General features: G+C 63.1%; 13 protein-coding genes. All 13 read left to right on the forward strand.

What is annotated here, in order from left to right; translation table 11 throughout:
* Positions 1-32 precede the first annotated feature (32 nt).
* The 13 genes from BMW76_RS38085 (at position 33) to BMW76_RS38145 (ending at position 11,272) form a co-directional block, all read left to right on the forward strand.
* Positions 33-686, forward strand: a complete 654-nt coding sequence (locus BMW76_RS38085; protein ID WP_090873889.1) for a phage baseplate assembly protein V — start codon at positions 33-35, stop codon at positions 684-686.
* Complete coding sequence (locus BMW76_RS38090; protein WP_090873890.1) at positions 683-1,045, forward strand: GPW/gp25 family protein; 363 nt, start codon at positions 683-685, stop codon at positions 1,043-1,045. Before BMW76_RS38085 ends, BMW76_RS38090 begins: the two co-directional genes overlap by 4 nt.
* Positions 1,042-1,956 carry a baseplate J/gp47 family protein gene (locus tag BMW76_RS38095; protein WP_090873891.1) on the forward strand — a complete coding sequence of 305 codons (915 nt, stop codon included), beginning with the start codon at positions 1,042-1,044 and terminating at the stop codon, positions 1,954-1,956. Before BMW76_RS38090 ends, BMW76_RS38095 begins: the two co-directional genes overlap by 4 nt.
* Complete coding sequence (locus BMW76_RS38100; RefSeq protein WP_090873892.1) at positions 1,949-2,491, forward strand: phage tail protein I; 543 nt, start codon at positions 1,949-1,951, stop codon at positions 2,489-2,491. Before BMW76_RS38095 ends, BMW76_RS38100 begins: the two co-directional genes overlap by 8 nt.
* Before the next feature lie 3 nt (positions 2,492-2,494).
* Positions 2,495-4,087: a tail fiber protein gene (locus BMW76_RS38105; protein ID WP_090873893.1), complete on the forward strand. Its 1,593-nt coding sequence runs from the start codon at positions 2,495-2,497 to the stop codon at positions 4,085-4,087.
* 15 nt (positions 4,088-4,102) lie between these two features.
* On the forward strand, positions 4,103-4,978 hold the full coding sequence (locus BMW76_RS38110; RefSeq protein WP_143062438.1) for a tail fiber assembly protein: 876 nt from the start codon (positions 4,103-4,105) through the stop codon (positions 4,976-4,978).
* A gap of 61 nt (positions 4,979-5,039) precedes the next feature.
* Positions 5,040-6,212, forward strand: coding sequence for a phage tail sheath protein (locus BMW76_RS38115; protein WP_090873894.1), 1,173 nt, complete (start codon positions 5,040-5,042; stop codon positions 6,210-6,212).
* A gap of 16 nt (positions 6,213-6,228) precedes the next feature.
* On the forward strand, positions 6,229-6,738 hold the full coding sequence (locus tag BMW76_RS38120) for a phage major tail tube protein (RefSeq protein WP_090873895.1): 510 nt from the start codon (positions 6,229-6,231) through the stop codon (positions 6,736-6,738).
* 92 nt (positions 6,739-6,830) lie between these two features.
* The gene (locus BMW76_RS38125) at positions 6,831-7,115 is read left to right on the forward strand and encodes a phage tail assembly protein (RefSeq protein ID WP_090873896.1); all 285 of its coding nucleotides are present in this window, start codon (positions 6,831-6,833) and stop codon (positions 7,113-7,115) included.
* A gap of 32 nt (positions 7,116-7,147) precedes the next feature.
* Entirely contained in the window at positions 7,148-7,267 is a 120-nt protein-coding gene (locus BMW76_RS38130) for a GpE family phage tail protein (protein WP_081071338.1), read from the forward strand.
* 2 nt (positions 7,268-7,269) lie between these two features.
* Positions 7,270-9,792: a phage tail tape measure protein gene (locus BMW76_RS38135; RefSeq protein ID WP_218162588.1), complete on the forward strand. Its 2,523-nt coding sequence runs from the start codon at positions 7,270-7,272 to the stop codon at positions 9,790-9,792.
* 14 nt (positions 9,793-9,806) lie between these two features.
* Positions 9,807-10,238 (forward strand): phage tail protein, encoded by a 432-nt coding sequence (locus tag BMW76_RS38140; protein WP_090873898.1) that lies wholly within the window; start codon positions 9,807-9,809, stop codon positions 10,236-10,238.
* Entirely contained in the window at positions 10,235-11,272 is a 1,038-nt protein-coding gene (locus BMW76_RS38145) for a phage late control D family protein (RefSeq protein WP_090873899.1), read from the forward strand. Before BMW76_RS38140 ends, BMW76_RS38145 begins: the two co-directional genes overlap by 4 nt.
* Positions 11,273-11,279 lie beyond the last annotated feature (7 nt).

The raw sequence follows: 11,279 nt of genomic DNA on the forward strand, positions 1-11,279 counted from the left end.
ACGCGCGCGTGCGTGCTCGGCAACATGGAGGCATGAACTCAAACGAATCCTCACGCCAATTTCTAAACGGCATTCGCAAGGGCACCGTCGCTGCTGTTGACGGCGCTTTGTGCCGAGTAGAGAGCGGCGATTTATCTACCGACTGGATTCAATGGTTCATCCCGTTCGCCGGCGAATCGATCGAGTGGCTTGCGCCCTCGATCGGCGAAGGGGTAATGCTGCTTTGTCCGAGCGGCGACCCTGCGCAAGCCGTCGCGCTGCGCGGTTTCTATTCCGAAGATTTCCCCCCGCCGAGCACCGACCCGGCGAAGCATATGCGCGTCTATCGCGACGGCGCATCGATCGAATACGACATGGCCGCCCATGTTCTCAACGCCGTTTTTCCCGATGGTGGAACCGTCAACATCACCGCCCCCGGCGCGGTCAACGTCAACACGAAAACCGCGACCGTGAAGGCCGAGACGGTTTCGATTGACGCCGACACAACGATCGAAAAGTCGCTCACCGTCAAAGGCCCGTTTTCTTTCGAATCCGGCATGACGGGCAAGGGAAGCGGCACCGGCTCGACTATGACGATCAACGGCGCGGCCGACTTTACGGGCGAAGTTAAGTCGCAAGGTATCAGCCTGCCGAAGCACAAGCACCGCGAACAAGGCGACGGCAATCTCGTGAGCGATCCGCAATGATTGGAATGAACGCATCAACCGGCCGCGCTACGGCCGGCCTCGCACACCTGTATCAATCGATCGGGAAAATTCTGACGACGCCGATCGGCACGCGTATCGCTCGCCGTGATTTCGGCTCGGAGCTGCCCGAGCTGGTCGACGCGCCGAACAATGGCGCGACGCGCGTGCGCCTGTATGCCGCGATCGCGACGGCGCTGATGCAGTGGGAACCCCGCTTGCGCCTGACTCGCGTGCAGCTCTCGACCGAGCTGACGGACACCGGCGCGGGCGTGCAAGTCGTCGACATTGAAGGCACGACCACCGAAACCGGCGAGCCGGTATCGACGCGCGTGCCGCTCACGAACGGGGGTGCGGCATGAGCGCAACGCCGATCGATCTGTCGCGCCTTTCATCGCCCGATATCGTCGAAACGATCGACTATGAAACGCTGCTCGCCGAGCGCAAGGCGGCGCTCGTCGCGCTGTATCCGGCCGACAAGCAAGCCGAAGTCGCGGCGGCCCTCGCGCTCGAATCCGAGCCGATGAACATTCATTTGCAAGAAAACGCGTATCGCGAAGTCGTATTGCGCCAACGCGTGAACGATGCCGCGCGCTCGATCATGCTCGCGTATGCGAAGGGCACGACCCTCGAACACCTCGCCGCGCTGTTTGAAATCGAACGCCTGACGATCACGCCGGCCGACCCTGCGAACGATATCGACGCGGTTTATGAGAACGACACCGACTTGCGTGCGCGCACGCAGCTCGCGCCGCAAGGCTTTTCTGTCGCCGGCCCCGAGGGGGCGTATATCTCGCATGCGCGCAACGCTGACGGCCGCGTGCTCGATGCCTCGGCCGTTAGCCCCGCGCCGTGCGAAGTCGTCGTTACGGTTCTCTCGCGCGAAGGCGACGGCACGGCCGACGAAACGCTCGTCGACAAGGTAAAGGCCGCGCTCGCGGCCGACAACGTGCGCCCGCTCACCGATTTCGTCGACGTGCGAAGCGCGACGATCAAGCGTTACGCCGTGCGTGCAACGCTCGTTTTCTTCGCCGGCCCCGATCGAGCCGTCGCACTCGCCGAGGCAAACAAGCGCGTCAAGGCCTACACCGAGGAAATGCACAAGCTCGGCATGGCGATCACGCTCGACGGCGTTTATGCCGCTGCGCGCGCCCCCGGCGTGCAAAAGGTATTGCTCACCGAGCCGGCCGCCGACATTCCGGCGACGAAACAGGAAGCGCCCTACTGCACGGCGATCGAGCTGGTCGACGGAGGCATTTACAACAATGAGTGATCTGCTCCCGCCGAACTCGTCGACGCACGAGCGCAACCTTGCACGCGTCGCGGCACGCATTAGCGATATCCCGTCGCCGCTCGCCGTACTGATGGACCCCGATGCGATCCCGCTGCCCTTGCTGCCGTGGCTCGCGTGGCACCTCGGCGTCGACGCATGGAAGGATTATTGGTCGGAACAGACCAAGCGCGCCCGCGTTAAGGCCGCCATACCGATCGCCCGCAAGAACGGCACGGCCGCTGCCGTGCGCGAAGTCGTCGCCGCGTTCGGCGCAAATATCGCGATCCGCGAATGGTGGGAGCAAACGCCCCGTGGCGTGCCTGGCACGTTCGACGTAGTGCTCACGGTTAGCTCGCGCAACGGCGAAGCCCCTACGGCCGCGCTCGTCGCCGACATCATTGCGGAAATCGACCGCACCAAGCCCGTGAGCCGGCATTACACCTTCACGCAAGGCTTTTCCATGCAGGGCACGCAGCGCGTCGCGGCGGCCGTGCGGCCCGCGCTGTATCGCCGACTTTCTTTCACGGATATCTGACCTATGGCCGGAACCCTCATCACCATCACCGACGCGGGGCGCGCTGCGCTCGTCGGCCCCGGTAACACGGGCACCAATGCGCATCAAGTCGTCAAGATCGGCCTCGCCTCGGCCCCTTTCGTCGCCGACAAGGGATTGCTTGCGATGCCGAACGAGCGCAAGCGCATCACGACATTTGCGGGCAAGAACATCGCGGCCGATACGATCCATGTGACGTTGAAAGACGACACCGCCGATCAATTCACGCTGTACGGGTTCGGCCTCTATCTGGAAAACGATGTGCTGCTCGGCGTCTATAGCCAAGCAACGCCGATCATGGAGAAGTCGCCGGCCGCAATGCTGCTGCTGTCGGCCGATATCCAGTTCGCGACGATCGACGCGGCGGCGCTGACGTTCGGCGACGCGTCGTTTCTGAATCCGCCGGCGACGACCGAAGTGCAAGGCGTGATCGAGCTGGCGACGCAAGCCGAAGTCGACGCCGGCCTCGATGCCGTGCGCGCCGTAACGCCGGCGACGCTCAAGCCGAAGCTCGACGCGAAAGCGAGTCTTTCGGGCGCGAACTTCACCGGCCCCGTGAGCACGACCGATGCTTTCCGCCTTGCCTCGGCCCCCGGCGGCACCGGCTCGGCGCTCGGCCCCGGCAACGGCGATAACGCGTCGAACACGATCAACAACGTCGCTTTGCGCTCATGGTTCGGCATCGGGTTCGGCCCGACAATCGACGGCATGCCCGTGCCGAAAGCGGAGTTTTCGCACTGGTTCGATACGCGCACGGGTAACACCGGCTTTCGTGGCACGCTCGACGTAGGCGGCCTGATTACCGCGCTCACGCCCCCGACCGGCGACGTTTCGAAGAAAGTGCCCACGACTGAATGGGTGATCGCCGCGATCGCAACGGCCTCGATCGGCACGATCGTTTTCGAGCCTCGCACGACTGTCCGCGCCGGCTTTCTCAAGCTCAACGGCACGGTAGTACGTCGCGCCGACTATCCCGCGCTATGGGCCTATGCACAGGCGAGCGGCGCACTCGTCGCCGAGTCGGCATGGACCTCGAACAATTGGGGCTGTTTCTCGACCGGCGACGGCGCAACGACCTTTCGCTTGCCCGAGCTGCGCGGCGAATTCATTCGCTGTTGGGATGACGCGCGCGGCGCTGATTCCAACCGAGGCATCGGCACGTATCAGGGTTCGCAAAATATCTGGCACGCACACGGCGCGAGCGCGGCGGCTGTCGGCGATCACGTTCATAGCGCGTGGACCGATTCGCAAGGCTGGCACGGGCACCACGGCAACACCTACGGCGTCGGCGACCACCAACACATTCTCGACCAGAACGTGCCGCAATGGGCGAACCCCGACACCGATCGCGGGAGCGTCAATAGCTGGTTTTCGATCGACAACGCACGCCAACCGTACACGAGCTGGAACGGCGCGCACGGGCACGGTTTCGACACGGACGGAGCTGGCACGCACGGGCACAACGTCGGCATCGGCGGCGCTGGCAATCACTCGCACACGATCACCGTCAACGGCGACGGCGGCAACGAAGCACGGCCGCGAAACGTCGCGATGCTCGCAATGATTCGCGCTTACTGAAAGGGATTTCAAACCATGCTGATCCATCAATACGACGCCGAAACCGGCGCATACATTTCGAGCCGGCTCGCTGACGCGGACCCGCTGAATTTCGGCCGCTGGCTCGTGCCCGCATTTAGCACAATCGACGAGCTGCCGGCGCGCACGCCTCTCTCGTGGCCGTTCTACCTCGACGGCGCATGGAAGCTGCTGCCCGACTATCGCGGCCGGATTCTGTACCGCCAAGACAACGGCACGCCCGCCGAAATCCTCGTCGCTGGCACGACGCCGGCCGAGAACGGCTTGACCGAAACGCCCCGCCCCTCGGATGAATACGTGTTTCGCGATGGCGCATGGGCTATCGACCCGGCAATCGTCGCGCAACGCGTGCGCGCTGCGGCGATGGCCGAGTTTGACTTGCGCATGACGCATGCGCGGACGATGAACGCGGGCAAGGCCGACGCCTATGCGGCCGGCTTGCTGTCGCGCGAGGAAGCGTATTACTTTCGGGCATGGTCGGCCTATCAACTCGACCTCGTGCGCGCGATCCAGCGTGAAGGGTTCCCCGACACCGTGAGCTGGCCCGACGAGCCGGCATCGTTCGAAGTCGCGAGCGCGCCGGCAATGGCCGAGTACGACGCACGCATGACGAAGGCGAAAACCTTCACCGATGGAAAGGCCGAGGCGTATGCAGCGAATGAGCTGGTCGCCGAGGACTATTACAACTATCAGGCATGGTCGGCCTATCAAGAGCTGCTGACGCGTGCGATCGATCGCGAAACCTTCCCGCACGCCGTTGTATGGCCCGACGAGCCGGCACCGTACACGCCCCCGCTGGCGCCGATCCCCGTCAACCCGATCGAGCCGAAAGACGGCGCAACACCGGCCGACACGAGCACCGAACCCGCGTAACGCCGAAAGCGTCGCGAGCTGCAACCCGCCCTTTCACTGTCAATCTTAAAAAGGATACCTAATGGCAACCGATTACCACCACGGCGTGCGCGTACTCGAAATTAACGAAGGCACGCGCCCGATTCGCACCGTATCAACGGCCGTTGTCGGCCTCGTCGCGACCGGCCTCGATGCTGACGCCTCGATGTTCCCGCTCGATACGCCCGTGCTCGTGACGAACATTCAATCGGCGATCGGCAAGGCCGGCGACAAGGGCACGCTCGCGCGCTCGCTCGACGCGATCGCCGCACAGGCGAAGCCCGTCACTGTCGTCGTGCGTGTCTCGGATGGCGTCGACGAAGCGGCAACGACGAGCAACGTGATCGGCAAGACGGACGTAGGCGGCCGTTACACCGGCATGCAAGCGCTGCTCGCCGCGCAATCGTCGCTCGGCATCAAGCCGCGCATTCTCGGCGCTCCCGGCCTCGATACGCAACCCGTCGCGGCCGCGCTCGGCACGCTCGCACAAAAGCTGCGCGGGTTCGGCTATGTCTCGGCGAACGCCTGCGAAACGAAGGAAGCGGCGACCACGTATCGCAAGCAATTCAGCCAACGCGAGCTGATGGTGTTGTGGCCTGATTTCGTTGGCTGGGACACGGGCGCGAACGCCTCGCGCACGGTCGACGCGACCGCGATCGCGCTCGGACTGCGCGCCAAGATCGACGAGCAAACCGGCTGGCACAAGACGCTCTCGAATGTCGGCGTCAACGGCGTTACTGGCCTGAGCCGTGATGTGTTTTGGGACTTGCAAGACCCCGCGACGGATGCCGGCTATCTGAACGAGCAACAAGTAACGACGCTCATCAACTCGACCGGCTATCGCTTCTGGGGTTCGCGCACCTGCTCGGATGATCCGCTGTTCGCATTCGAGAACTACACGCGCACGGCGCAAGTGCTCGCCGACACGATGGCCGAGGCGCACATGCTGTATGTCGACGTGCCGATGCACCCGTCGCTCGTGCGCGACCTGATCGAGAGCATCAATGCGAAATTCCGCGAGCTGGTCGCAAACGGCTATCTGCTCGGCGGCTCGGCTTGGTACGACGAGAGCGCGAACACCGTCGAAGCGCTCAAGGCCGGCAAGCTCGCGATCGATTACGACTATACGCCCGTGCCCCCGATCGAAAACCTGATGCTGCGCCAACGCATCACCGACCGTTACCTCGCCGATTTCGCCTCGCGCGTGTCGGCCTAACTAGGGAGTAAAGAACATGGCATTGCCGAAGAAACTTAAGAATTTCAACCTGTTCCACAACGGCGAAAACTTCGCCGGCCAAGTGGCCGAAGTGACGCCCCCGAAGCTGTCGCGAAAGATGGAGGCATACCGAGGCGGCGGCATGAATGGCCCGATCGATATCGATCAAGGGCAAGAAGGCATCACCCTCGAATGGACGGCCGGCGGCTTTATGCGATCGGTTTGCACGCAATACGGCATCACGAAACACGATGGCGTGCAACTGCGCTTCGCCGGCGCATACCGCGCCGAGGATTCGACGAAGCACGACACGATCGAGATCGTCGTGCGCGGCCGTCACAAGGAAATTGATTTCGGCAACGCGAAACCCGGCGACGATACGGCGTTCAAGGTTTCGACGACGTGCAGCTATTACAAGCTCACCGTGAACGGCGAAACCGTGATCGAAATCGATCTGATGAACATGATCGAGAACGTGAACGGCGACGATCTGCTCGCCGACATGCGCAAGGCGATCGGCCTGTAACGCTCGCGCAGCTCGCGCGCGTGCATGTCCCCTTTCCCGCCTGGTCAAGCACCGGGCGGGGCATCAAAGACCCAATCTAAACAGAGAAAGAAATGACCGAACAAGCCAAGCCGAACACGATCACCCTCGACGCCCCGATCAAGCGAGGCGAACAGGAAATCAAGGAAATCACGTTGCGCAAGCCGGCCGCCGGCGAGCTGCGCGGCACGTCGCTCAATGCGCTCGTGAATCTGGACGTCGACGCACTCGGCAAGGTATTGCCGCGCATCTCGTCGCCGACGCTCACCGAATTCGACGTGCAACAACTCGACCCGGCCGACCTCGTGCAATTGGGGGTGGCGTTCGCATCTTTTTTGCTGCCGAAGCGGGCGAGCTAGAGCACGGCATACCCGACCGCGTTGAAGAAGCGATGGCCGATATCGCGACGGTTTTTCACTGGACACCGCGCGATATGGACGGCCTCACACTGGCCGAGCTGGCCGACTGGCGCGAGCGTGCGCGCGTGCGCTCGCCGTATGGAAGCGAATGACGATGGCAAACGGAAACGACCTCAAATTGCGCGTGCTGTTCGATATGGTCGACGGCGCGACGAAGCCCTTGCGGAATATCCTGAACGGTAACAAGGACGTTGCGAAGTCGCTGAAAGAGTCGCGCGAAGAACTCGGCAAGCTGCAACGCACGCAAAAGGACGTGGCCGCGTTTCGCGAAATGCGTGTCGGCCTCGTCGGCGCAAAGCGCGACATGCAGGGCGCGCAATCGCGCGTCGCCGAGCTGGCCCGCACGATCGGCTCGACCGCCTCGCCGACGAAACAGATGGTCGCAGAGTTTGAGAAGGCAAAGCGCACGGCCGCGCAGCTCACGGCCGCGCACGACAAACAAGCCGACAAGGTGCGCGAGCTGCGCACGCGCCTTTCGGCCGCCGGCATCGACACGCGCAATCTGTCGCAGCATGAACGCGAGCTGCGCACGAGCATGAGCGCGACGATCGGCGTAATGACGACGCAGCAAAACAAGCTCGCCGACCTCACCGCGCGCACGAAGCGACTCGCCGAGGCGCGCGAGAAGATGAACAAGACGAAAGAGCTGGCCGGCTCGATGGCCGGCACCGGCGCGAAGATGATGGCCGGCGGCGCTGTCGTCGGCGCGGCGACGCTCGTGCCCGTCGCCGAGTATGCGAAGGCCGAGGACTCGGCGACGCAGCTCGCGAGCGCGCTGATGCGCGCCGGCGGCGTCGTGCCCCCTGAATTTCAGAAGATCAACGCGCTCGCGTTGAAGCTCGGCGACCGTCTGCCCGGTACGACCGCGGATTTTCAGGACATGATGACGATGCTTACGCGCCAAGGTATCAGCGCGCAAGCGATCCTCGGCGGCATGGGCGAGGCAACGGCATACCTCGGCGTGCAGCTCAAGAAAACGCCGGCCGAGGCGGCCGAATTCACCGCGAAGCTACAGGACGCAACGCGCACGACCGAGAAAGACATGCTTTCGCTGACGGACGTGATCCAGAAAGCGTTTATGCTCGGCGTCGACGATAACAACATGCTCAACGGGTTCGCGAAGCTCGGCCCCGCGATGGATACCATCAAGCAAAAAGGCCTTGAAGGGGCGAAGGCGCTCGCGCCGCTGCTGGTGATGGCCGATCAATCGGGCATGGAAGGAAGCGCGGCCGGCAACGCATACCGCAAGGTGTTCCAGCTCGGCATGGATTCGAAGAAAGTCGCGAAGGCAAACAAGCAACTCGCGCCGGCGCAACGCCTCGACTTTACTGACGGCAAGGGCGAATTCGGCGGCCTCGACAAGATGTTCGCGCAGTTCGAAAAGCTCAAAGGCCTCACAACGCAAAAGCGCCTCGGCGTGATGAAAGAGATTTTCGGCGACGACGCCGAAACGCTCCAAGTAATCTCGCTGATGATCGAGAAGGGAAAGGCCGGCTATGACGAAGTGCAAGGCAAGATGGCCGCACAGGCCTCGATGCAAGAGCGCGTCAATGCACAGCTCGGCACGCTTAAAAACTTGTGGGAAGCGGCCGGCGGCACCTTCACGAATGGCCTCGTCGCGTTTGGCGAGGCGATCGCGCCGGAAGTGAAAGGCGTTGTCGAATGGCTCGGCGATATGTCGCAACGCATGGGCCAATGGGCGCGCGACAATCCGACGCTCGCTAACGGCATCATGAAAGTCGCGGCCGTGCTCGCGATCGTGCTCGCGGCCGGCGGCGCTCTTATGGTGATGCTCGCCGGCGTGCTCGGCCCGCTCGCGGCCGTATCGTTCGCCTTTACGACGCTCGGCGTCGCTGGCCTCGCGACGATCGGCGTAATCGTTGCGGCCGTGGCCGCGCTCGCTGCGGCGGCCGTGGCGATCTATGTCTATTGGGAACCGATCAAGGCATTTTTCACCGGCCTATGGTCGCAAGTGCAACAAGCGTTCGCCGGCGGCCTGTCGGGCATCGGCGCGCTCATTCTCAATTGGTCGCCGCTCGGCCTGTTCTATTCGGCGTTCGCGGCCGTGCTGCAATGGTTCGGCGTCGATATGCCGTCGAAGTTTTCCGAATTCGGCTCGAACCTGATCGCCGGCCTCGTCAACGGCATCACAAGCGGCCTCGGCGCTGTCCAAGCGGCGATCACGAACGTCGCATCAAGCACGGTCGGATGGTTCAAGGAAAAGCTCGGCATTCATAGCCCGTCGCGCGTATTCGGCGAGCTGGGCGGATTCATCACGCAAGGCGCGGCGATCGGCATGACGGCCGAGCAAGGGCACATCGCGAAAGCTGCGGTCGGCCTCGCGACGCTCGCGGCGACCTCGTTCGCTGCACAAGGCGCACAGGCGGCCGGCACGCCGGCCGGCGGCCCCGGCGTGACGTTTGACACGCGCCCCGCCCTGCAAGCCCGCCAAGCGGCCGGAAACGCGGCCGGCGCGGCATCGCCGGCGGGCGGCGATCGCTATGAGTTTCACATCACCGGCAACGATCCGAAAGAGATCGCGAACCAAGTGCGCCAAGTGCTCGCCGATATCGAGCGCAAGAAGGCCTCGCGCGTTAGCTCGCGCCTCACCGACTGACGGAGAAAGAAACGATGATGATGTCGCTAGGGCAATTTGTTTTCAGCCTGTCGACGCTCGCCTATCAAGAGCTGCACCGGCGCACGAGCTGGAAGCATCGCAGCTCGTCGCGCGTCGGCGGCCGTGATGCGCGGCAATTCACCGGCGCGGGCGACGATGCGATCACGCTGTCGGGATGGTTCGCGCCCGATCAAGGTATCGGCAAGCTCGCATCGCTCGCCGATCTGCGCGATATGGGCGACACCGGCGACGCGTTCGCGCTCGTCGACGGCACGGGCACAGTGTTCGGCGCGTTCGTGATCGAAGGCCTCGACGAAGGGCAAACGCTGCACACGAAGGAAGGCACGCCGAGGCGCGTCGAATTCACGTTGAACCTGATGCGCGTCGACGATGGCCTCGTGAAAACGAAAACCGACCCTGCAAACGAGCACCTGAAAAAAGAATGAAGCAACCGACGCCGATCTATCAAATCACGCTCAACGGCAAAGACCTCACGAGCAACATTTCGCCGCGCCTGAATCACCTGTCGCTCGACGAGTCGCGATCTGACGAAGCCGATACGCTCATGCTCACGCTCGACGATCACGATGGAAAGCTCGCGCTACCCAAGCGCGGCGAAGTGATCCGCGTGTCGATCGGATGGCAAGACACCGGCCTTGTCGACAAGGGCTCATTCACGATCAACGAAATCGAACACGCCGGCTCCCCGGATACGCTCACCATTCAGGCGCGGTCGGCCTCGATGACAAAAGGCCTCGGCGAGCGAAAGGAAAAGAGCTGGCACGGCGAAACGATCGGCGCGATCGTGCGCAAGATCGCGGGCACGCACGGACTCAAGCCGGCGATCGCCGAGGCGCTTGCGAAAGTCGTGATCGCGCACATCGATCAAACGCACGAGTCAGATATGTCGTTTCTCACGCGCCTCGCGAAGCGTTACGACGCCGTGATGAACGTGAAAGACTCGCACTTGCTTTTCATGCCGATCGGGCACGGCACGAGCGCGAGCGGCAAGGCGCTCACCTCGATCGAGCTGACGCGCAAGGAAGGCGACCGGCATCGCTATCACGTATCGGAGCGTGAGAACTATGCCGGCGTGCGGGCGTTCTATCACGCGACCGGCCGAGCCAAGCGCAAGTCTGTTGTCGTCGGCGGCGAAGATCAACACAACATGAAGGTATTGCCGGAAACCTACGCGACCGAAGCCGATGCACGCGCGGCGGCAACGTCCGAGCTGAACCGCACGCAGCGAAGCCAAGCGACGATGACATATAACCTCGCGCTCGGCCGGCCCGACCTTTACCCGGAAGTGCCCGTTTATCTCAACGGCTTTAAGCCCGAAATCGATGCCGAGTCGTGGCTTGTGAAAAAGGTGCGGCACGAGATAAGCGACGCCGGCTATACGTGCGACCTCGAACTTGAGACGCGCGACGATCCGACGAGCGACCGGCACCGCTCGCATTTCCGCAAGGGCGGCAAATAAACGACCG

Origin of the sequence: Paraburkholderia diazotrophica (assembly GCF_900108945.1) — a bacterium.
GTDB lineage: Bacteria > Pseudomonadota > Gammaproteobacteria > Burkholderiales > Burkholderiaceae > Paraburkholderia > Paraburkholderia diazotrophica.